Consider the following 21,404-nt stretch of genomic DNA (forward strand, 5'->3'; position numbering starts at 1 on the left):
CTAGATATAGCGTTACAACTAGAATCTAGCAGAATATAGTGATTTTTTTAAAAGGAGTTGTTCTCATGTCTGTAGTTTTTAGACAAAAAATGAATATTGATTTTGAAAGGTTGAATGAGGATATCCGCTTATTCCCCCAAGTACACCCGGTTACCCCAGATATGAAAATAACTCATAAAGGTGTATCAAGATTGGTTATGCTCGACCGTTATACCTTTAAAGACACAGCAAAAATTACCCTAACAACTGGCGACTTTGTTGTTTTAACGATTAAAGAGGATCCGAAATTTCCAGCCCGCGGCTTAGGTACGGTCTTGGAGATTGATTGGGAAAAGAAAAAGGCAAAAGTATTGGTTGAAGAGGAATTTAGGGGAGTGCTTGATGATCCTGAGGAATCTTCAACAGGAACGATTATCAGATCTTTAGATGTGATTGAGAAGCCGTTGGAGCTCTTTTATGAGCAAATTGCTAAGCGGAATGCTACTGGTCTTGCAGCGGTTGAAACAACGGAAGAGAAGCGCCTTGAGTGGACAGAGAGGTTTTATCAAGAGTTAGTAAACTTAAACTTTATTCCTGCCGGCCGGGTTCTTTACGGTGCAGGGGCGAATACGGATGTAACGTATTTTAACTGTTATGTCATGCCGTTTGTTGCAGACTCTCGTGAAGGCATCTCCGACCATCGTAAACAGGTTATGGAAATCATGAGCCGAGGCGGCGGTGTTGGAACGAATGGTTCAACGTTACGACCTAGAAATACATTGGCAAGAGGTGTAAATGGAAAATCCTCTGGTTCGGTTTCTTGGCTAGATGATATTGCGAAACTGACTCATCTTGTTGAACAAGGTGGATCAAGACGCGGTGCACAAATGATTATGCTTGCGGACTGGCATCCAGACATTATTGAATTTATTATTTCAAAAATGCAGAATCCTAGAATTCTACGATTCTTAATTGAAAATACAAACGATGAAACGATCAAAAAACATGCGAAAGATAAACTTAAATTTACACCATTAACTCTTCAGGAAACGGCAATGTACCAAGGTATTGTCAACTATAAAAGCATTCCCGGGTTTGGTGGTTTTGATGAAAATATTATTGCACATGCAGAGGAAAAGCTGTTAACTGGCGGGAATTATACCGTTCATAACTCAGAATTCCTAACTGGTGCAAATATTTCAGTGTGTTTAACAAAGGAATTTATGGAAGCTGTTGAAAACGATGGTGAATATGAACTTCGATTCCCTTATGTAGAGCACTATAATGAAGAAGAAATGAAAATTTATAATGAAGAATGGCACAAAGTTGGCGACGTTCGTGAGTGGGAAAAACTTGGACACAAAGTTCGTGTTTATAAGAAAATTAAGGCAAAAGAACTTTGGAATTTAATTAACATTTGCGCTACCTATTCAGCAGAACCAGGTATATTCTTTATTGATAATGCCAACGACATGACAAATGCAAAAGCATATGGACAACAAGTTGTCGCAACAAATCCGTGTGGTAAAGTGGCTTAGTTTGCCTCACGTTAAAAATTGCGGAATTAAGCGGGAACTCTGAGATTGAGAATCCGAACCGAAGGCTGAAGGTAAAAATTCAGTCAGGGGCAACGCATACGAAGTGATCCTGCCACAGGCAGACTATAATCTTCGCACGAGGCCGCAACATTACTTATTGTAATGAAAAGATATGCTGAACTAACGGGAAATCAACCGTTAGAACTAGTGGATAAAAAGCCGCTAGGATAACAAATGGAACAACCACTTGCACCATTTTCAGTCTGTAACCTTGCTGCAGTAAACCTTGCTGAAATGGCAAATAAAGAATCTAAAACAGTCGATTTTGAAAAACTTAAACAAACAGTAGCTACTGGTGTACGAATGCAGGATAACGTTATTAATGCTACACCATACTTCCTTGAAGAAAATAAAAAGCAGGCTCTTGGTGAACGACGCGTAGGTCTTGGAGTCATGGGATTACATGATCTGTTAATCTACTGTGAAACAGAATACGGTTCTCCTGAAGGTAATGAACTAGTGGACCAAGTATTTGAAACAATTGCAACTACAGCGTATAGAACCTCTGTAGAACTTGCAACAGAGAAGGGAAGTTTCCCGTTCTTAACTAGCGAAACACCTGAAGAAACAAATCGCTTAAGACAGGCATTCATTAATACTGGCTTCATGAAAAAAATGCCAGAAGATATTCGTGAATCAATTTTGGAAAAAGGAATCAGAAACTCTCATTTATTGACTGTTGCTCCCACGGGATCCACTGGTACCATGGTAGGAGTTTCCACAGGATTAGAGCCTTATTTCTCATTCTCTTACTTCCGCAGTGGACGTCTTGGCAAATTCATTGAAGTAAAAGCAGATATCGTCCAAGAATATTTAGATCAACACCCTGAAGCAGACCCTAACAATCTGCCTAAATGGTTCGTATCAGCCATGGAGCTTGCACCTGAAGCCCACGCCGATGTACAATGTGTCATTCAGCGCTGGATCGACAGCTCTATTAGTAAAACAGTAAACGCACCTAAGGGTTACAGCGTAGAACAAGTAGAAAAGGTATACGAGCGTCTGTATCGCGGTGGTGCTAAAGGTGGTACTGTTTATGTCGACGGTTCACGTGATTCACAAGTATTAACCCTTAAAGCAGAAGAAAATACAAATGAACAATTATCTATGTTCGAAGAAAAACCACATCAACATGTGGTTCTTGTAGACACAATCAGTGATCTTCGCTCAACAGACGTAACCATCGGTTCAGAGGTCGGTAATACATGTCCGGTCTGCCGCAAAGGAAAAGTTAAAGAAATCGGCGGCTGTAACACATGTACAAACTGTAATGCACAATTAAAATGTGGTTTATAATAATTATTTAGAGGATGGGATATTTTCCATCCTCTTTTTCGTGCTAAATAGATGGAAAAACTTCTCTTCATTATTATTTATTATCTTCCCTCATAACAACTCATACTACTAAAAAACAAACAGAAAAGAGGGAGGAAGTTATGGACCCTTTTATGCCGCAACTCGTCTATATCGAGCCAAACGCATTAGAATATCCCCTTGGCAGGGAATTAAAAGAAAAGTTCACAAAATTAGGTCTCGAGATTCGGGAAACCACTTCACATAATCAAGTCCGAGGAATACCTGGAGATAACGAACTACAGCAATATCGTAACGCCAAATCAACCCTGGTAGTTGGGATAAGAAGGACGTTAAAATTCGATACATCAAAGCCATCTGCAGAGTACGCCATTCCGCTTGCGACCGGATGCATGGGCCACTGTCATTATTGTTACTTGCAGACTACCCTTGGAAGTAAGCCCTACATAAGGACTTATGTTAATTTAGATGAAATCTTTGAGCAGGCACAGAAATATATGGATGAACGAAAACCAGAAATTACCCGCTTTGAAGCAGCTTGTACATCCGACATTGTAGGATTAGACCATCTTACCCATTCATTAAAAAAAGCGATCGAATTCTTTGGACAATCCGAATACGGTCAGCTTCGGTTTGTAACCAAATTTCATCATGTCGACCATCTTCTCGATGCCAAACATAATGGAAAAACAAGATTTAGGTTTAGCGTCAATTCTCGATATGTGATTAAGAACTTTGAACCCGGAACCTCTTCCTTTGAGGACCGATTAAAAGCTGCGAGAAAAGTGGCGAATGCAGGGTATCCATTAGGTTTTATCGTTGCACCTATCTACATGCATGAAGATTGGAAAGCCGGTTATCGTGAATTATTCGAACGGTTAAGTGAGGAGCTAAATGGAGTAGACATTCCAGATCTCACTTTTGAACTAATACAGCATCGTTTTACGAAACCAGCTAAAAACGTAATTGCCAAGCGCTATCCGAAAACAAAGCTTGAAATGAACGAGGAAAAAAGAAAATATAAATGGGGAAGGTATGGTATTGGTAAATATGTCTACCCAACGGAGGAGGCAAAAGACCTTGAAACTACTATCCGAGAATATGTTCAGGAATTCTTCCCAAACGCGGTAGTCCAATATTTCACTTAAATTTTTTACTTGTCCGCCGTACTATATTCTAAACACGCTGACTAAAGATGTAACAAGTTCATCTTTAGGAGTGGCTGCCCATGAAAATAGACGGCGTTTTTTCTGGAGGGGGAATTAAGGGCTTTGCTATCATAGGAGCCTATGAAGAACTTGAAAGCAGAGGGTTTCAATTTGTCAGAGTGGCCGGGACAAGTGCTGGCTCAATTATTGCCGCTTTAATTGCTGCCGGGTATACAAGTAAGGAGATTTATCAATTGGTGGATGAGTTCGATTTGCCTAAAATGCTTGATTCGCGTAAAACGGTCATCCCATTTTCAATTGCTAAATGGCTGCTCGTTTATTGGAAATTAGGCCTATATAAAGGAAATGAACTTGAAAATTGGCTGAAGAAGAAGCTCGAAGCAAAAGGGTTGAGGACATTTTCCGATCTTCCTCCGCAAGCACTTAGAGTAATTACCTCGGATTTATCGAATGGACAAATGATAGTATTACCCGATGACTTAGAAAAGTTCGGGATAAACCCTGGAACTTTTCCGATTGCCAAAGCTATTCGGATGAGCTGCAGTATTCCCTACTTTTTTGAACCAGTAAAATTACGGTCAATAGATGGAGTCAACGTGTTAGTGGATGGGGGAGTACTTAGTAATTTCCCGATGTGGCTATTTGATAAAGAAAATGTAAAAAAAGTCAGGCCTGTTCTAGGAATTAAGTTGAGCCCAAGCGAATATGAACATGAAAAACATCAAATAAAAAATGGCATTCAATTATTCAGTGCCTTATTCGAAACAATGAAAGACGCTCATGATCAAAGGTATATTTCAAAAAAACATGTCGATAATATTATTTTTATTAAAGCAGAAGGTGTTTCACTAACCGAATTTAACCTTTCAAATGAAAAGAAACAGAAGTTATTTGAGATTGGCAGGGAGCATGCAAAGAAGTTTTTGAATCATTGGAGTTATTAATTGTTATTATGAGAACTGCTTGCTCCAGCGCTTAGGGGCTTCCGTTTTCCTAAAAAAAAATCGAGTGTCTAAAAAGACGCTCGATTTTTCTTTTTACCCTTTTTGCCGTCGATAACGGTCAAATGAGCAGGAGATTTCTTTTTTGTTTTGGTGCTTTTCTTTAATGATGTTAAAGTTCCTAGAGAGGAGGTTCTGGCAGTAGAATCTCCACTCTTTTGCTGTAATCGTTTTTTAGATTTTTTAGCTGCCTTAAGAAATGCCCGCTGCTCTTTTTTCTGAGGGCTCGAATTTGAAAACCTGCGAAAAAGGAAATAAATGACTAAACCGATCAATGCTACGACAGCTATTCCCTGAATGAAACCGGCAGGATTTGCTGTAAATGAACTGACAAGTCCAAGTAATGCAAGAATAATAAGTACCCCAACCAATAATCGTTGATGTCCGATTTTTCAAGAAAGCCACCTCCCTATGAGCATCTTAAGCATTTTTTTATTCTTTTAAACACATAGGTAAAAAGATTTAGACAATTTCTTCATTTTTTGTGTCAAATTCTGTTTCCTGTTCTCTCCTTAATAATTCTTGGAAAGAGAGAATGGCCACTTCTACTTGGTCATTATTTGGTTCTTTTGTTGTTAACAATTGAAGCCAAAGACCAGGCAGACCCAGATACTTTAATACTGGAATATCTCTTAATTTATTGGTTACCTGTAAGACCTCAAATGCAATTCCTAACACTACTGGTATTAAAAGAATACGGTCAACAACCCTCAACCAAAGCGGTGTTGTCGGGACAAGTAAATACACAAAAACTCCGACAATTACTGTAAATAATATGAAACTGCTGCCACATCGATAATGCAGCCGAGAATGTGCCTGCACATTTTCAACTGTTAATTCTACCCCTGCTTCAAAGGTGTTTATTACTTTATGCTCTGCACCATGATATTGAAACACTCTTTTTATAAGGGGGGTTAATGAAACGAAATATATATAGCATAGGAGTAGTAAAAGCTTAAAGAAGCCTTCTACAAGTACTTGAGCAAAATCAGATGGGAAAATAGGTTTCGTTAAGACCGCTAAAAAAACGGGAATTAACGTAAAAGCAAATTTTCCAAATAAAAACGAAATCACTCCTATAACGGCTACCCCTAAGTACATCGACAATTTTGAAACTTCTTTTTCTTTAATCGTTTCGTCATCTTTAGGATCAACATCATATCTTTCAGTTGAAAAGTTCAAATGTTTTGAGCCATTTGCACTTGCTTCAATGATGGCGATAATACCACGGAGAAACGGAATCTTTTTTAAATAAGATAAAGAGGAATTGGCTTTTCGTGGTACATGAAAGTACTCTACAGAACGATCTTTCCTGCGGATAGCGGTAACATAATGATGTTTCCCGCCAAACATTACACCTTCGACGACTGCTTGGCCGCCATATACCGGTTTTTGAGAATTAGACATGGTTTAAACACCAACCTATCAACATAGTTGCACAATAGCAGAAATGATAAATCTGTATGTACTTAATTTTATTCTACTAGAAAAGTGAAAAAACCTCTAGGATGACATAATATTTCCATATAAAAACAGAAAAAATTTTTTCTATGTAAGGATTAATTTTCTAAGGGCATAATAATGATGGAATTTAATAAGACCTACATAAAATGAACATGGTTAAAATAAAGAATGGAGGTTGTCAATATGACAAACGAACAGCACATCAATAATTATCCAAAACCAATGTCATTTTTAATGATGGTATTTTGGACTGGTTTATTTGGAGGTTTTTTTTGGGGTGTCATAGGGTACATTGCTTATTTTTTTAATTTTACAGAAGTTAGCCCCAATGTCATACTAGAACCATGGGCTCTGGGTGATTGGAAGTACGGCTGGCTTGGTAAAGCAATTTCTTTGATATTTCTGATAATGGTTTCAATTATAATGGCTTTCGTTTATTATGCTGTCCTAAGAAAACTAAAGGGTATATGGTTTGGGATGGGATTTGGTATTGTTTTATTTTTATTGGTCTTTTTTGTTCTTAACCCCATTTTCCCAGGAATTAAACCATTTATGAAGTTAGGCAGGGATACCATTATTACTTCTATTTGTTTATATATGTTATATGGAACGTTTATTGGTTATTCCATTAATTATGAATATGAAATTAATAAAGTACAAGACAAAGAGGCATCAACCTAAGTTCTAAATAGTCGAATCATTAAAGGTTATGATAAAATATCTTTATCTACAACCATGAGAGGGGAAATGGAGATACAATGGAAAAATTAGAGAAGTTAAGAGCAGCATTTTCTGAAAAAGGCATTGATGGTATTCTGATTACCAGCCCTTATAATCGCCGTTACATATCAAATTTTACCGGATCAGCAGGTGTTGTCTTAATTAGTGCGGAGAAAGCTCTGTTCATTACAGACTTCCGTTACATTGAACAAGCTAGTGAACAATGCCAAGGCTTTGAAATCATAAAATACTCTGGTTCTATCCCGGAAGAAATTGCCTTACAAGTTAAAAATTTAGGGATTAAAAAACTTGGTTTTGAGGAGGACTTTCTAACATATTCCTCCTTTAAAGTATATGAAAAAGAAATTGATATTGAACTTGTTCCAATTTCCGGAGTAATTGAAAAGTTACGCTTGATAAAGACAGACGCAGAGATTAAGATATTAAAGGTGGCTGCAGATATCGCTGATGCTGCATTTAAACATATTTTGGATTTTATCCGTCCAGGTAAAACCGAATTAGAAGTATCAAATGAGCTTGAGTTTTTTATGAGAAAGGCCGGTGCTACGTCATCTTCTTTTGATACCATCGTTGCTTCGGGTCATCGCTCAGCCCTTCCACACGGTGTTGCAAGTGATAAAGTAATTGAAGCTGGAGATATCGTGACAATGGACTATGGCTGCTATTATAATGGCTATGTTTCTGACATTACCCGGACAGTTGCGGTTGGTGAACCGGATGTGAGACTAAAGGAAATTTATGCAATTGTCCTTGAAGCACAGCTTCGTGGAATGGCTGGATTTAAACCTGGTATTACAGGAAAAGAAGCAGATGCAATTACCAGAGACTACATATCAGAAAAAGGCTATGGTGAATATTTTGGTCACTCGACTGGTCATGGGATTGGACTTGAAGTTCATGAAGGCCCTGGTTTATCAATGAAGTCAGATATTATCTTAGAGCCTGGTATGGTGGTTACTTGTGAACCGGGAATTTACATTCCAGGACTTGGCGGAGTTCGGATTGAAGATGATACTTTGATTACGAACACTCATAATGAAGCTCTAACCCATTCTACAAAGGAACTAATTATATTGTAAGAAATTAGGAGGATTTAAAAATATGATATCTGTTAACGATTTTAAAACAGGTTTAACCATTGAGGTGGATGGTGGTTTATGGCGAGTTCTTGACTTCCAACACGTAAAGCCGGGAAAAGGAGCGGCATTTGTTCGTTCGAAGCTTCGTAACCTAAGAAACGGGGCGATTCAAGAAAAAACCTTCCGTGCAGGTGAAAAGGTAGAAAAGGCTCAGATCGACAATCGTAAAATGCAATATCTATATGCAAGCGGTGATTCTCACGTGTTCATGGATATGGATTCTTATGAACAAGTGGAACTTCCAGCAGCAAACATTGAATATGAATTAAAATTCTTAAAAGAAAATATGGAAGTTCATATCATGATGTTTCAATATGAAACACTAGGTATCGAATTGCCAAACACAGTCGAATTAGAAGTTACCGAAACAGAACCAGGCATTAAAGGTGATACAGCTTCTGGCGGTACAAAACCTGCAACACTTGAAACTGGTCTTATTGTTCAAGTGCCATTCTTCATTAACCAAGGTGATAAACTCATTATTAACACAACAGAAGCAAGTTATGTTTCTCGTGCATAAACTCTAAATAAAAAAGAAGGTGTCCCAAAAGTATAACTTTTAGGGTCACCTTCTTTTTTTAGTCTGTTGATTTCCGCTCCATGCGCTTCGCTTTCCGCGGGCGGAACGGGAAGCCTCCTCGTCGCTTCGCTGAGGGCACTGAAAAACTTACGTTTTTTTAACTTTTCAATTTGAGATAAGATAAAATTACGAGCTAATATAAAAAAAGGTGACATTTCGTCTTAAATTAGATGAAATGTCACCTTTTTCCTTGTCTTCTTTTACACTTTTTCATTTAGGAGCTTTAGAATCCGCTTAAGATTCACTGCGAACATCGCTGTTGCCCCTTGAATTTCCATGCCAAATAGACCCGAGGAATTTGCTATTTTAAACCCGTGTCTGTGTTTAAGTTCGCTATTTTTGGCCTCAATTTTATAGCGAGTTTTTGCTAGTTGTTTGAATCTTTCTGTTTCTTGAAATTCTTCTTGATCTTTATGTTCAGTTGATTTAACTGTTATTGAGTATGTCTTACTTTTTGCTTCTTCTTTATAGCACCCATCACGGAATGCACAACCTTTACATTTCTCAATATCAAAAAAGAACTTGATTCTTGGGTTTTTGTCTTGCCCCTTTCTTTCTTCATATTTTTTCTTAATTGCCATATGCCCTGCCTTACAAACGAACATTCCAGCATCTTTATTAAATTCAAATTCATCTTCTTTTGCCCGTGTTCCATGTGTTATATGTGGATGCAATTTAGAAATAAGTTCAAGTTGATTTTTTTTTGTATAGCTAATATTGTCTTTTTCAGAATAGGCTGTATCACCAATTACTGTATTAATTTCCATTCCTGTTGCTTGGCTTTTTTCAATTAACTCCTGCAGATATTTTCCATCACTTTTTTCTCCCGTTGTCACAACTGCAGCTGTTATTATTCTTTCATCGCTCATTGCAATATGTGTTTTATATCCGAAGAATGAAGAGTCTGCTGTTTTATGTCCTACCCGTGCGTCTGTATCAGTTGAACAATTCATTTGACTCATATGGTCTGTGTAATCTTCTACTACTTCATGTAGGACATTTAATTTTTCATTAACGTTAGGAATTGCAGCTATTAGTGGTTCCGATTCGACAACAGAAATAACTTGACGACAATAATTCAATTCATCTCCAACTTCGTCAGAAGTTGATTTTGGTGGAAATTTCTCCTTCATTGATTCGTCGATTTGATAAACTGCTTTTCTTAGGCTTTTTGACTTCTCTTGCAAAAATTCCTTTGGCGACTTTTGGTTATAACGTGACTGCGTATGTGTGGAGTCCACAATTATTGTTTTACTTTTTATAATTTCCTTTTCAAGTGCTATCTCAACGGTTTTCCCAATAAGCAAATCTAATAAGCCCACATCTTTAAGACGGTGCCTACGAAATTTTGTTAACGAACTTGGATCTATTACCGGGTCTTCTGGTGCCATGTCGAGGAAATATTTAAACGACATATCATATCTGGAACGCTGTACGATATCTACATCTGATAAATCATAAATCGACTTCAGTAATAGATATTTGAACATTCGGATTGGTGGCACCGCATTCCGCCCGTTATCTAGGCAATATTTCGTTTTTAACTCTTCGAGAATGAACGAAAAATCCACTAATTCTTTAATTCGTCGAAGCATATTTTCTTGTGGCACAACAAGATCGTAAATTGCTGTATATGGACTAAGAGTAAAAGATTCTTGATCGGAAATCATCTGGATACCACCCGCAAAATTTTATAATTTTATTATAAAACAAAAAGGCAGTTAAAAGGTCGATAAAGTCTACCTTTCAACTGCTTAAAATGTGAACTTTTTCAGTGCCCTCGCTTCGCTCCTGCGGGGTCTCCCCTGCCCCGTACTCCCGCAGGAGTCTTCGCGCCTTCCGCTCCAATCAACAGAGTGTGCAAAAATTATTCATCAATCACCTTTTGGGTCAGCTTCTTTTTTTCGTTCTTTACACATTTTATCCATAGTTTCTCCTAAGTTTCTGCACACTTTTTTTTTATAGTAAGGGTGTAAAAAAAATGGAGGAGAAGATGAACATGAATATGACACACTACATGGGTTTATTAGCAGACAACCAGCCTTGGAATTTGTTGATTTTTATGGCAGTTCCCGTCATATGTGCAGAAATACTGGCAATTTCAGAAATTGCCATCCTATTTACGAGAAAATTAGACGGCGCCTTGAAAAAAATGAATAGAGTAACGGGTATTTTTGCAGGAATTTACTTTACTGCTATTTTTATTTACTTAATGAAAACAGCATATATTCCACTAACTGTAAATGGTGAATGGAAGGGCTGGATTGACGTTGTGGCGGTTACATTTTACTTGCTCGGTATTATTCCATTCCTGGGAATGGCACTACTTGATCTAGGAATTATTTTTAAAAATAAAACAGAGGAAGAAAAACTTAAAATCCATGCTATCTTTGTTAGTATTTTCCTAATTGTTGCCCATATTGCCATGATTTTCGGAATGATTGATCCTTCCCTAGGGTCAAGCTCCTCAACCGGCCACGATATGATGAATATGTAACACCTAATCGGAGGCTGCTTGGCGGCCTCCTTAGTTATATCTAAAGAATAATATTTACTTTATAAAGAGTAAAAATTTCACTAAATAGTAGAAATTTAGTTCATTTCATCAAACCTCGGTTTGATAAAATGAACTAGTATAAGAATATTTGAAAGGGGTGAATCAATAGATGAAACGAATTACAACTTTCTTCTTCCTTTTCATTCTATTAGCCATTGTAGCAGCAGGATGCAGCTCAAAGCTTGATGACCAAAGTTGGAAGCTTGATAAGAAACATACGCCACTGCCTGATTTTGTTTTAAACTCTTCTGAAAAAGTTCAAGAAACGTATATAATGGCATCCACTTATCCTGAGGTTGTTGCTCAAGTACCATGTTACTGTGGGTGTGTGGCAGATGGGCATAAGAGCAATTTAGATTGCTTTGTTAAGTCTGTTGGTGACAATAACGCTGTTCAACAATGGGATTCACATGGTATATCGTGAGATACGTGTGTCAATATTGCCCGGGAGGCAATAGATATGCATCTGAACGGTAAAAGTCCCCAGAAAATTTATGAATTGATTAGTGAAAAGTACAAAGATCTTGGGGAAGCAACCCCAACACCTCAGCCAAAGTAGGGGTACCCATGAAGAAAATATTATTTGGATTTTATGCTTTGGTTATAATTGGTATTATCGTTTGTATAAGTAATAGTAATATTTTTGGTAAAGAGAATTCACAGGCTGTCACAGCAGGTGAAAGGGTTTACAATAAAAATTGTTTGATCTGTCATGGTGATACTGGAAAAGGTGAAGGGGAAAAGGCTGGAACTGCTTTAAATAATCAAAATTTCCTAAACTCTGTAACTGATAAGAATATATATAATTATATAAAATTTGGAAGAGAAGGAACTGGCATGCCGGCCTATGGACCCAGATTATCTCAGACAGAGTTAAAAAACCTAGTAGCCTATATCCGTAATTGGCAAACGGAAGATATCAGTTTTGATGCGCCAAGAACCATTGACGGGAATTCGGTAAATGGAAAAAAACTGTACAAACTGTATTGCCAGAACTGTCATATGGAAGCAGGTACGGGTATGTTACGAATGGGGACTGCTCTTGCGTCTGCGCAATATTTAAAATTTACAACTGATAAGCAAATATGGATTAGTACTGCATTTGGCCGGGAAGAGACGAGAATGGGACCGTCTTTAAAAGGCCTTGATGGTGTGCGTCAGCTAAAGAAACAGGATATCTCCGATATTGTGAGCTATATCCGATCCTTGGAAGAAAAGAATTAGATTAGAGAGATTTTAAAAAAACCTGTATCCGCTACTGGATGCAGGTTTTTTACCATGTTTAGAGTTTTGAAATCCGACAAATTACACAAATAATCGAGGTAATCTTAATATATGTGAACATTTTGTGGTGGTTTTTTGTCAAAAACTCAAACGTTTGCGCCGTTTAACAAAATGTTCAATAGTGATTCAACTTTATAGGTAGTAGAACGATTATATTTATTTCTAAGAGGACTATAGTGAAAATTGTTTATTGAAGTGATGAGTTTTCCAAGCCAAGGAGGATTAATATGCTTAAAAAAAAGTGGTTGGCAATGTTCGTGATTGCATCATATCTAACTAGTTTTATAAGTTCTAAAACTAGTGCTGCAACGATATTTCCAGCGGAGAAATTTCCATTTAAGGAAATGCAAGTACAAGTTATGCCCGAGTTTGATTACCCTGAAGATTGGGGATCAAGGAATGTGCCATCATTATTAGTAGGCGAGTATGGAACCATTACAAACAAAACCGGCCAAGATTATGATGGAAAAATCGAAATACCCGTTCCTGCTATGGAAAAGGGATTTGCAGCAAATTTAGTTGCAGAGTTTCCAGAGGAAAATAAGCCAGAGGTCCAGCGTCCATATGATGTTGATAAGGAAAAAGGAATCGTATCATGGAAGCCCGCTAAGGCAATCAAGAATAATGAAACCTACCAATTTGTTATTGAATATTACACGAAAACGATTGATGTAAAAGACCAAAAAAGTTTTACATATCAGCTGATTAATAACGCTGAAATTGACCAATTAGATGTCATCTTTTACTCTCCTATGGATGCAAAAAAGATAAAGTTAGATCCAAAAGCAGCTAATAACACCAAGAGTGAGTATGGTGAAGAACTTTATTACTACCAGTATAAGGGTGTAAAAGCAAAAGAAAATCTTAAATACACTTTTTCATACCAGAAGACTGGAACCAAATCCACCATGCAGGCAATTAACAAACAACAGGCATCAACTGACAATAGTGGCAGTACGGCAACAGACCAAGTAAAAAAAGAACCATCAAGCAGTACCACTAAACAACCGCTTATTGGGATTGGCGGCGCTTCTATTATTGGTTTAGCTTTAATCATTGCAGGGATCTTCGTTTATTTAGGGTTAAAGGGTAATGCTCAAAGTGGCCGGCGTTCTGCAGCAAAAGGAACGAAACCAAAACAGCAGACTGCAAAACAAACTGGTGGGAAAAGGGACTATAAACCAAATAATGCCGAAGAAAAGAAGGAACTTCGTAAAAAGCTGTTAACCGGTAAAATTGACCAAGAAATGTACGAGGAAGAAATGAAAAAATTGATCTAATGAGGTGAATTAAGTGAAGAAAAATACACTTGTGATGTTAGGTGGCTTTATTATTGCGGGTGCGATTGTATTCTTATTGATGGCTGCAACGCCAGGTTCTAGCGGGGTGGAACTGACCATGAAAGAATTGTTGGCTACTCAAGACCAGCATAAAGATGATTTTGTAACGGTCGAGGGATTATTGATAGAAAAAACAATTAAATGGAATCCAGACAAAATTCAACTGAAGTTTGATGTAAAAGATAACCATGGCAACGTAATGCACGTGATTTATCATGGTACAAAACCAGATAATTTTTCAGAAGGAGTGATCACCATCCTTCAAGGTGCCCCCACCAAAAGGAATACGTTTGAAGCAGAATCGGTCAAAACAAGATGCCCTTCTAAGTATGAAGGAAAAGATATGAAAAACTATGACCCTGAAAAACATAAACAATTACTCGATAAGCCATTGAATGAAAAATAAATAGTCAACGTAAGAAGGTGACAAAATGTATTTATTTGCCAACGCAACGATTTATATAGGTTTAGCCATTGCAGTATACTCACTCCTCATCATTACTCTTGGGATTAGCACAAAAAATCAAAAACTCGTCAACAGTGGAAAGAGTGGCATGATCGCACTATTTGTGTGTGCAGGTATGGCAATGATTGTTATGTTCTACCTATTAGCCACATCTCAATTTCAATACGAATACGTTACCGATTATACCAGCAGTGAACTGCCAATTATCTATAAACTTACTGCTCTATGGGCTGGGAATGCAGGATCGTTGTTATTATGGACCTTTTTCTTAACTCTTTACATGGTGATGATCACATTTTCAAGAAAGATGAAAGGAAACCCAATGGTTCCTTACATCTCAGCCATTTTAATGGCCAATGCGGTTTTCTTCTTTTTTATTCTGGGATTCGTGGCAAAACCATTCAACTTATTGGATACCGTTCCGACAGAAGGAAAAGGATTAAATCCGATGCTGCAAAACCCTGGGATGATTATTCATCCAGTGACGCTTTACCTTGGTTATGTTGGTCTTGCCGTACCATTCGCCTTCGCGATGGCAGCTTTAATCATGAAAAACGTTGATGATTTTTGGATTAAAATGACAAGACGATGGACGATTGTTGCCTGGTTATTTTTAAGCCTAGGAAATATCTTTGGTGGACAATGGGCGTATGTAGAGCTTGGCTGGGGTGGATATTGGGCCTGGGATGCTGTAGAGAATGCATCATTTATGCCGTGGCTGATAGCAACTGCCTTCCTTCACTCCGTCATGATTCAAGAACGTAAAAATATGTTAAAGATATGGAATATAAGCTTAATTATTGTCTCCTATGCGTTAACATTATTTGGAACCTTCCTTGTGCGCAGTGGTGTTCTAACATCTGTCCATGCTTTCGCTAACTCTAATCTAGGATTATATTTCTTAATTTTCATGGGTGTAGCCGTAATCCTGGCTCTCTATGTATTAATGAGCCGGTACAATTTGCTTAAACGAAGTGCAGGCGAGTTCAATTCGATTGTTTCTAAAGAAAGTAGTTTTTTAGTTAATAATTTATTATTAGTAGGTGCAGCATTTGCTACTTTTTGGGGAACTGTTTTCCCGCTAGTATCTGAAGCAGTCCGAGGTACGAAGGTAACAGTAGGGATGCCATTCTTTAACAAAGTAGAGGCACCCATTCTATTGTCAATGATGTTTGTTATGGCTGTCTGCCCAATGCTTGCATGGCAGAAATCCACTGTAAAAAACCTTAGAAAAAACTTTTTAATTCCAGCGATTCTTGCTGTAATTGGAATGGGTTTATTGGTTGTGCTGGGCATCCAAAAAGTGTGGGCTGTGATTGGATACGGAGTTATTATTCTATTGTTGGTCACACATTTCTTAGAGTTTTATAGAGGTGTGAAAGCTAGAAGAAAAATGACAAAAGAATCTCCATTAGTTGCCTTATATCGTTTAATGGTCCGCAACCGCCGCCGCTATGGAGGATATATTGTCCACCTTGGTATTGCCTTTATAACAATGGGGATTATTGGTTCACAAAATTATGATGTTGAAACGATGAAAACCGTTTCTTTAGGGCAATCAATTGAACTGAGGGATTACCGGATCAATTATGATCGCCTTGATCAAAAGAAAGAGGGCATTAACGATATTGTTTATGCAGACGTTACCGTATTTAGAAAAGGTAAAAAACTTGGTACCTTCCAGCCTGAAAAAGTGTTTTACGGCAACTGGGAGCAGCCATCTTCCGAAGTAGCGATCATTTCATCAGTTAAGGAAGATTTATATATCGTATTAAGTGCATGGGAAGATAATGGAAAAGCAACGTTTGTTGTGAAAGTTAACCCAATGATGGATTGGCTATGGTTTGGTTCCTTTATGATTGTAATTGGTGCATTATTTGCAGTTTGGAACGGAAAATATGGAAATGTCACTCCGAGGTATACAGGAGTACGTAAAGAGGTGTCTTAATCATGAAAAAGAAACTTTATTTGGGGCTCCTGGTCATTGCGTTTCTTTTTCAAGGTTCATTTATTCGGGCAGAAGCAAAACAAATTGATTATAAATCGGCTGAATTTAAAGCAGTTGCACAGCAGTTTGCCTGTACCTGCGGCTGTGGTCAAGATCATTATGAATGCGATCCAAATACCTGTAGTCTGACTACTGAGTTTAAAAAGGACTTGGTAGGGATGATGAACAAAGGCTGGGATAAAGATAAAATTCGTCAATACTATGTCAATATTTATGGTGAAGAAATCTTAACATCCCCTGAGAAAAGCGGCTTTAGTTTAACAGCATGGGTTCTTCCGTTTGTCGTTTTAGGAATAGCGGCAATAGCTGTATTCATCATTATCCGTAAGTGGGTGAAGAAAAAAGGTACAGAAGCCGTAATCACTGATTACGAAAGCACTGAGGATGAAGTAGAGGGAGAAATCCTTACTTCGATGATCGATGAAGAACGCAAAAAGTATCTTTAGGATGTGAATAAAATGCAGGATATCTCAATCATTTCTATGATATTTACGGTAGCATTGGCGCTAATATGTTTGTTTTTAATAATAGCTCCATTTTTTAAGTGGGATACCTTTATCCAATTTAGTTCAAAGGACCAAGATATAACTGCCACGAAAGAGGCATTATTAACCACTCTCAATGAAATCGAGTTTGAGTACAAAATGGATAAAATCTCACATGCTGATTATAAGAATTTAAAAAGGCAATATGAAATAGAAGTAGCCAAGATTATGAAGGAAGAAGACCAGTTTGTAGACACATGTGTTGATAAAGACCTAATGGCAGAAGTAGAAAAGGAAATTGAAGCGCAAATGAATGACTATGCAAAGAAAAAGGGGGAAGGAAAGTGATCAAAAAAATCACCGTTTTCTTCCTTGGACTTTTACTATTACTTCCTTTCCATGGATTCGCAGCAACAGATTCAAAGATAGCCATTGACATGCATTATCTGGTTGTAAGCCCGGCAGAAGATGGATCCACTAATATGATGAATATGGTCAATTATACCAACACTTCTTCTCAGGAATATAAAGGTGATGGTACCGGTGAAGCAGTTTTAAAAGTTATGCTGCCTGAAAATGCGGAGGATCTTAATTTTTTAGATAGTAAAATTGCTTTTAAGCAAGTGGAAAAAGGGTTTATTACAACGACTCCAATTCCGGCGAACCAAACAACCGTGCTGCCATACAGTTATAGAATGCCAAAAGGGAAAGAAATCAAATTAACAATGGACTATCCTGTTGAAATGATGCAAATTCTTGTTCCCGAAGGAATGGGCAGTGTTGTAGTTACAGGTGCAGAGGCAACTAGTCAAGGTCTTTTTAAATTTGATGATCAAAACTATCATGACTACAGCATTGAAGGTTTGAAGGAAAACGAAACATTTACACTAGTCTACAAAAAGGATGTTCAACCGCCGGCAGATGAAACGAAGCAATCGGCAACCACTTCAGATAAATCTAGCACAAGCGGGGTAACTCATACTGCTCCGGCATTTCACAACCCTGGACATCTTAGAATGTGGGCGCAATCACCATTACACAGTTTCAACCCACACATCTTCCTAATGGTTATTGCAGCTATCATTATTGCTGGGATTGCTTATTTTATCCACTTCAGAAGAAAAGCTAGATTGGAAGAGGAAAGAATAGGAGCAGATAAAGAAGAAAAAGCATTTAAACAACTAATCGCAAAACAAAAAGCAATCATGGATAAGATCATTGAACTAGAAGAAACCTTCGATGATGGAAAAGTCTCAGAAGATGATTATCATACAAAGCTTACTGCTTACAAACAGCATCTAGTTCAAGTTAAGCTAAATCTACGTACTTTTATTGAATAACAGCTGGGATGGGAGGGACTCATGATGATTGAAATAAAAAAGCTGACGAAGCAAGCTGATAATAAGCTGATCTTACGTGGCGTTGACCTCTCAATAAAAAAAGGGGAAACAGTTGCCATCCTAGGACCAAATGGTGCGGGGAAAAGTACACTTCTAAAGGTACTGGCTTCCTTAATAAAACCGACATCCGGCCAGGTAATAATTAATGGATTGGATTTAAGAAAGAACCAGATTCTGATAAAAAAACTATTGGGCTATTTACCCCATTCCAGTTTACTTTATGATCATTACTCACCGTTAGAAAATCTCGTCTTCTTCGGGAATATATACGGGGTTAAAGATGTTGAACAAAAGGCAAGGAAACTTGTAAAAGATGTGGGCTTATCCTTCTTTTTGAATGAGCCAGTCAAAAATTTCTCCCGCGGCATGATTCAAAGGATTGCGATTGCAAGGGCGATTATTCATGATCCCGAGGTTCTCCTTCTGGATGAGCCGCATACAGGCTTGGATCAAGGGGCCATTGCAATTTTAAACAATGTTATCTTATCGATGAAAGAAAAAGGTACAACAACATTAATGGTAACCCATGATTTTAAACAAGCGGCGGAAATCTGTGATCGGGTAATTATTGTGAAGAATGGGAAAATTGTTGATGACTTTAGGATTCAAAATAGCAATCTCGGCTTTGTTACTGAAAAATATGAACTTCAAGTGGAGGGTGTATCATGAACCTTTTCCGAACAGCCCTCTTCCTAGCAAAGAAGGACCTATATTCAGAGTTAAAAACAAAACAAATCCTGACTACACAAATTATTTTTGCGGGGCTAGTTATCGTAGTTTTCAGTTTTGCTTTTGACCCTGCGAATAATACGACAAGAGCGGTTATTCCAGGAGTCATCTGGGTTATTATCGTGTTTTCCGGGATTCTTGGACTAAATCGATCGTTTATTTCCGAACAACGAAATGATACTATGCAGGGTTTGTTGGTAGCCCCAATGGAAGCAGCCAGTATCTATCTAGGAAAATTCCTGGCCAATTTCACCATGATGCTGGTAGTTGAAATCATCTCGATTCCATTTTTATTTTTACTATTTGATTTTAAATTTCTCGGCAGTTTTCCTTATTTCATCTTAGTTGTTTTTTTAGGGAGTTTTGGATTTATTGCTATTGGTACCTTTTTAGCAGCCCTTGCAGCAAATTCTAAAAGCAGTGAAATGCTGCTGCCGCTGTTGCTCTTTCCAATCACAACACCAATCTTAATTGGTGTCGTTCAAGCAACAAAGATCATCTTAACGAATATGGAAAAAATCTCAAGCGCCATAGCTTGGGTCCAGCTTGTTACAGCTTACGATCTAATCTTCTTTGTTGTTTGTTTCTTATTAATCGATTATGTGCTGGAGGTTTAAGTGATGAGTATAAATCTCGAAAGAGAGAAAGCAGTACTTCCCGGAGCTAATTTTACGGAAACGAAGCCAAATAATCTATCTAGTTTCTTATTTGGCGGAACAGTTGTTTCGATGTTAGTTGCCCTCTATTTTATCTTTATCTATGCTGCGGAAGAAAAAACAATGGGTGCTGCACAGAAGATCTTTTATTTTCATGTAAGCTCAGCGTGGCTGGCATTTATGGCCTTTTTCGTTACATTTGTATTTAGTATTTTATTCTTGATTAAGCGAAAAAGAATTTTTGATACTTATGCCTATGTTTCTGCAGAGATTGGGATTGTTTTTACAATCATTGTGTTAACAACTGGCCCAATATGGGCAAAATCATCATGGAATACCTGGTGGGTTTGGGAACCACGGTTAATCACAACGTTAATCCTGTTTTTTATCTACATTGCTTACATTATGATTCGCCAAATGGATGGTGTATGGGATAAAAAGGCAAGACTTGCAGCTGTGTTTGGAATTATCGGATTTGCAGACGTTCCTATTGTATTTTTTGCTATTCGCTGGTGGCAAACAAAATTCCATCCAATCGTTTTTGGCAATGGTCCATCCCAGCAGGGTGGGGGAATTGATGGTTCAATGCTGACAGCCTTGTTTGTATCACTCGCAGCATTCACAATTCTATATTCTTACCTTCTTCATAAAGGTGTTACCTTTGAAAATATCAAATTGAAAGTTGAACGTTGTAAAGAAAAACTAAGAGCAGACATCGAAAAATAGGAGGAATTTCACATGGGTTATGAATATATGTATGGGGCTTATTCCGTAGCATGGGTGGTTATATTTGCTTACATGTTAATTCTAGGAAAAAGACACACAAAGCTTAAAAAGGAAATAGAGTTTTTAAAGGAACTGGATAAGTGATTTTATGAGGGTCTGTGAAGCATTTCCAGACCCTTTATAAAAACCGTCCAGTGTCAGGGGGAACCGTGATGAACCAGCGAGTCATCAAATTACTCGTATTAATTCTTATTGTGGGTATGTTTGGTTTTTTTGGATATAGTTTGGTAACAAAAGGTAAAAATACCGATGTTGGCGATAAGGCTTATAACTTTGAGCTGCCAAAATATGAGGGTGGTACTACCAAGCTGTCTGAATACAAAGGCAAAGTGGTGATCATCAATTATTTTGCGAGCTGGTGTGAACCTTGTAAAGAGGAATTCCCGGAGCTGGCAGCATTTCAAAAGGATTATGGTGATAAATATCCATTTCTGATGATTAACCGCGGCGAAACAATTGATCGGATAAAGAAGTCTACCAAAAACAATCTAGAAGGAATGAACTATTTATTTGACTATAATGCCCAGGTATCAAAAATGTTTAATGTGACTGGACAACCTGAAACTTTTGTCATTGATAAACAAGGAATTATCAGAGAGCACTTTAATGGGCCTGTTACCGAGATGCAGATATATAATTGGGCAAAGAAATATGATAAATAATTACAACTAGAAAAAGGATTGAGACCCATATACGGCTCAGTCCTTT

23 protein-coding genes and 2 pseudogenes are annotated in these 21,404 nt (G+C 37.7%); 21 read left to right on the top strand and 4 right to left on the bottom strand.

From position 1 onward, the window contains the following. Positions 1-65: 65 nt before the first annotated feature. The 4 genes and pseudogenes from ACZ9EE_RS24595 to ACZ9EE_RS24610 all read left to right on the top strand — a co-directional run. Positions 66-1,508, top strand: a pseudogene (locus tag ACZ9EE_RS24595) (vitamin B12-dependent ribonucleotide reductase); the annotation flags it as partial. A gap of 246 nt (positions 1,509-1,754) precedes the next feature. Further along, positions 1,755-2,873: pseudogene (locus ACZ9EE_RS24600) on the top strand (vitamin B12-dependent ribonucleotide reductase); the annotation flags it as partial. Between the two features lie 140 nt (positions 2,874-3,013). After that, a complete protein-coding gene (gene splB, locus ACZ9EE_RS24605; protein WP_476031259.1) occupies positions 3,014-4,039 on the top strand; it encodes a spore photoproduct lyase in 1,026 nt (341 codons plus the stop codon). Positions 4,040-4,119: 80 nt separating this feature from the next. Then, positions 4,120-5,004 (top strand): patatin-like phospholipase family protein, encoded by an 885-nt coding sequence (locus tag ACZ9EE_RS24610; RefSeq protein ID WP_476031260.1) that lies wholly within the window; start codon positions 4,120-4,122, stop codon positions 5,002-5,004. 68 nt (positions 5,005-5,072) lie between these two features. Here the strand turns inward: ACZ9EE_RS24610 and ACZ9EE_RS24615 are convergent, their stop codons facing one another. Both ACZ9EE_RS24615 and ACZ9EE_RS24620 read right to left on the bottom strand, forming a co-directional pair. Then, on the bottom strand, positions 5,073-5,432 hold the full coding sequence (locus tag ACZ9EE_RS24615) for an SA1362 family protein (RefSeq protein ID WP_476031261.1): 360 nt from the start codon (positions 5,430-5,432) through the stop codon (positions 5,073-5,075). A gap of 91 nt (positions 5,433-5,523) precedes the next feature. Further along, positions 5,524-6,468, bottom strand: coding sequence for a DUF1385 domain-containing protein (locus ACZ9EE_RS24620; protein ID WP_476031262.1), 945 nt, complete (start codon positions 6,466-6,468; stop codon positions 5,524-5,526). Positions 6,469-6,708: 240 nt separating this feature from the next. On the opposite strand from ACZ9EE_RS24620, the gene ACZ9EE_RS24625 reads away from it, so the two are divergent. The 3 genes from ACZ9EE_RS24625 (at position 6,709) to efp (ending at position 8,925) form a co-directional block, all read left to right on the top strand. Next, positions 6,709-7,206: a YqhR family membrane protein gene (locus ACZ9EE_RS24625; protein WP_476031263.1), complete on the top strand. Its 498-nt coding sequence runs from the start codon at positions 6,709-6,711 to the stop codon at positions 7,204-7,206. Positions 7,207-7,283: 77 nt separating this feature from the next. Further along, on the top strand, positions 7,284-8,345 hold the full coding sequence (locus ACZ9EE_RS24630) for a M24 family metallopeptidase (RefSeq protein WP_476031264.1): 1,062 nt from the start codon (positions 7,284-7,286) through the stop codon (positions 8,343-8,345). A 22-nt stretch (positions 8,346-8,367) separates the two neighbouring features. Further along, complete coding sequence (gene efp, locus ACZ9EE_RS24635) at positions 8,368-8,925, top strand: elongation factor P (protein ID WP_160721620.1); 558 nt, start codon at positions 8,368-8,370, stop codon at positions 8,923-8,925. Here efp and ACZ9EE_RS24640 read toward each other — a convergent pair. Both ACZ9EE_RS24640 and ACZ9EE_RS24645 read right to left on the bottom strand, forming a co-directional pair. Continuing rightward, positions 8,907-9,140, bottom strand: a complete 234-nt coding sequence (locus tag ACZ9EE_RS24640) for a hypothetical protein (protein WP_476031265.1) — start codon at positions 9,138-9,140, stop codon at positions 8,907-8,909. The two genes, efp and ACZ9EE_RS24640, sit on opposite strands and share 19 nt — an antisense overlap. A gap of 45 nt (positions 9,141-9,185) precedes the next feature. Further along, entirely contained in the window at positions 9,186-10,655 is a 1,470-nt protein-coding gene (locus tag ACZ9EE_RS24645; protein ID WP_476031266.1) for an IS1182 family transposase, read from the bottom strand. A 329-nt stretch (positions 10,656-10,984) separates the two neighbouring features. On the opposite strand from ACZ9EE_RS24645, the gene ACZ9EE_RS24650 reads away from it, so the two are divergent. From ACZ9EE_RS24650 to ACZ9EE_RS24715, 14 genes are all read left to right on the top strand, one after another. After that, a complete protein-coding gene (locus ACZ9EE_RS24650; RefSeq protein WP_476031267.1) occupies positions 10,985-11,482 on the top strand; it encodes a DUF6803 family protein in 498 nt (165 codons plus the stop codon). A 169-nt stretch (positions 11,483-11,651) separates the two neighbouring features. Then, on the top strand, positions 11,652-12,101 hold the full coding sequence (locus ACZ9EE_RS24655; protein WP_476031268.1) for a PCYCGC motif-containing (lipo)protein: 450 nt from the start codon (positions 11,652-11,654) through the stop codon (positions 12,099-12,101). A gap of 8 nt (positions 12,102-12,109) precedes the next feature. Then, a complete protein-coding gene (locus ACZ9EE_RS24660) occupies positions 12,110-12,766 on the top strand; it encodes a c-type cytochrome (protein WP_476031269.1) in 657 nt (218 codons plus the stop codon). A gap of 287 nt (positions 12,767-13,053) precedes the next feature. Next, entirely contained in the window at positions 13,054-14,106 is a 1,053-nt protein-coding gene (locus ACZ9EE_RS24665) for a hypothetical protein (RefSeq protein ID WP_476031270.1), read from the top strand. 13 nt (positions 14,107-14,119) lie between these two features. Then, positions 14,120-14,572 (top strand): cytochrome c maturation protein CcmE, encoded by a 453-nt coding sequence (locus ACZ9EE_RS24670; RefSeq protein ID WP_476031271.1) that lies wholly within the window; start codon positions 14,120-14,122, stop codon positions 14,570-14,572. A gap of 25 nt (positions 14,573-14,597) precedes the next feature. Beyond that, positions 14,598-16,580 (top strand): heme lyase CcmF/NrfE family subunit, encoded by a 1,983-nt coding sequence (locus ACZ9EE_RS24675; RefSeq protein WP_476031272.1) that lies wholly within the window; start codon positions 14,598-14,600, stop codon positions 16,578-16,580. A gap of 2 nt (positions 16,581-16,582) precedes the next feature. Beyond that, entirely contained in the window at positions 16,583-17,086 is a 504-nt protein-coding gene (locus ACZ9EE_RS24680; RefSeq protein ID WP_476031273.1) for a cytochrome c-type biogenesis protein CcmH, read from the top strand. A 12-nt stretch (positions 17,087-17,098) separates the two neighbouring features. Further along, a complete protein-coding gene (locus ACZ9EE_RS24685) occupies positions 17,099-17,473 on the top strand; it encodes a hypothetical protein (protein ID WP_476031274.1) in 375 nt (124 codons plus the stop codon). After that, on the top strand, positions 17,470-18,465 hold the full coding sequence (locus ACZ9EE_RS24690; RefSeq protein ID WP_476031275.1) for a hypothetical protein: 996 nt from the start codon (positions 17,470-17,472) through the stop codon (positions 18,463-18,465). The genes ACZ9EE_RS24685 and ACZ9EE_RS24690 overlap by 4 nt, the downstream gene beginning before the upstream one ends. A gap of 24 nt (positions 18,466-18,489) precedes the next feature. Next, positions 18,490-19,194 (top strand): heme ABC exporter ATP-binding protein CcmA, encoded by a 705-nt coding sequence (gene ccmA, locus ACZ9EE_RS24695; RefSeq protein WP_476031276.1) that lies wholly within the window; start codon positions 18,490-18,492, stop codon positions 19,192-19,194. Further along, entirely contained in the window at positions 19,191-19,871 is a 681-nt protein-coding gene (locus ACZ9EE_RS24700; RefSeq protein ID WP_476031277.1) for a heme exporter protein CcmB, read from the top strand. The genes ccmA and ACZ9EE_RS24700 overlap by 4 nt, the downstream gene beginning before the upstream one ends. 3 nt (positions 19,872-19,874) lie before the next feature. Then, entirely contained in the window at positions 19,875-20,636 is a 762-nt protein-coding gene (locus ACZ9EE_RS24705; RefSeq protein ID WP_476031278.1) for a cytochrome c biogenesis protein, read from the top strand. Positions 20,637-20,648: 12 nt separating this feature from the next. After that, positions 20,649-20,780, top strand: a complete 132-nt coding sequence (locus ACZ9EE_RS24710; RefSeq protein WP_098530058.1) for a CcmD family protein — start codon at positions 20,649-20,651, stop codon at positions 20,778-20,780. A 68-nt stretch (positions 20,781-20,848) separates the two neighbouring features. Then, positions 20,849-21,358 (top strand): TlpA family protein disulfide reductase, encoded by a 510-nt coding sequence (locus tag ACZ9EE_RS24715; protein ID WP_476031279.1) that lies wholly within the window; start codon positions 20,849-20,851, stop codon positions 21,356-21,358. Positions 21,359-21,404 lie beyond the last annotated feature (46 nt).

The organism is Bacillus sp. URHA0034 (assembly GCF_056280405.1).

What these genes read in the sequence shown, in the direction of transcription:
- splB (WP_476031259.1), top strand. Translation starts at nt 3,014, where the DNA reads ATGGACCCTTTTATGCCGCAACTCGTCTATATCGAGCCAAACGCATTA.
- ACZ9EE_RS24610 (WP_476031260.1), top strand. Translation starts at nt 4,120, where the DNA reads ATGAAAATAGACGGCGTTTTTTCTGGAGGGGGAATTAAGGGCTTTGCT.
- ACZ9EE_RS24620 (WP_476031262.1), bottom strand. Translation starts at nt 6,468, where the DNA reads ATGTCTAATTCTCAAAAACCGGTATATGGCGGCCAAGCAGTCGTCGAA.
- ACZ9EE_RS24625 (WP_476031263.1), top strand. Translation starts at nt 6,709, where the DNA reads ATGACAAACGAACAGCACATCAATAATTATCCAAAACCAATGTCATTT.
- ACZ9EE_RS24630 (WP_476031264.1), top strand. Translation starts at nt 7,284, where the DNA reads ATGGAAAAATTAGAGAAGTTAAGAGCAGCATTTTCTGAAAAAGGCATT.
- efp (WP_160721620.1), top strand. Translation starts at nt 8,368, where the DNA reads ATGATATCTGTTAACGATTTTAAAACAGGTTTAACCATTGAGGTGGAT.
- ACZ9EE_RS24640 (WP_476031265.1), bottom strand. Translation starts at nt 9,140, where the DNA reads ATGTCACCTTTTTTTATATTAGCTCGTAATTTTATCTTATCTCAAATT.
- ACZ9EE_RS24645 (WP_476031266.1), bottom strand. Translation starts at nt 10,655, where the DNA reads ATGATTTCCGATCAAGAATCTTTTACTCTTAGTCCATATACAGCAATT.
- ACZ9EE_RS24650 (WP_476031267.1), top strand. Translation starts at nt 10,985, where the DNA reads ATGAATATGACACACTACATGGGTTTATTAGCAGACAACCAGCCTTGG.
- ACZ9EE_RS24660 (WP_476031269.1), top strand. Translation starts at nt 12,110, where the DNA reads ATGAAGAAAATATTATTTGGATTTTATGCTTTGGTTATAATTGGTATT.
- ACZ9EE_RS24665 (WP_476031270.1), top strand. Translation starts at nt 13,054, where the DNA reads ATGCTTAAAAAAAAGTGGTTGGCAATGTTCGTGATTGCATCATATCTA.
- ACZ9EE_RS24675 (WP_476031272.1), top strand. Translation starts at nt 14,598, where the DNA reads ATGTATTTATTTGCCAACGCAACGATTTATATAGGTTTAGCCATTGCA.
- ACZ9EE_RS24680 (WP_476031273.1), top strand. Translation starts at nt 16,583, where the DNA reads ATGAAAAAGAAACTTTATTTGGGGCTCCTGGTCATTGCGTTTCTTTTT.
- ACZ9EE_RS24685 (WP_476031274.1), top strand. Translation starts at nt 17,099, where the DNA reads ATGCAGGATATCTCAATCATTTCTATGATATTTACGGTAGCATTGGCG.
- ccmA (WP_476031276.1), top strand. Translation starts at nt 18,490, where the DNA reads ATGATTGAAATAAAAAAGCTGACGAAGCAAGCTGATAATAAGCTGATC.
- ACZ9EE_RS24700 (WP_476031277.1), top strand. Translation starts at nt 19,191, where the DNA reads ATGAACCTTTTCCGAACAGCCCTCTTCCTAGCAAAGAAGGACCTATAT.
- ACZ9EE_RS24705 (WP_476031278.1), top strand. Translation starts at nt 19,875, where the DNA reads ATGAGTATAAATCTCGAAAGAGAGAAAGCAGTACTTCCCGGAGCTAAT.
- ACZ9EE_RS24710 (WP_098530058.1), top strand. Translation starts at nt 20,649, where the DNA reads ATGGGTTATGAATATATGTATGGGGCTTATTCCGTAGCATGGGTGGTT.
- ACZ9EE_RS24715 (WP_476031279.1), top strand. Translation starts at nt 20,849, where the DNA reads ATGAACCAGCGAGTCATCAAATTACTCGTATTAATTCTTATTGTGGGT.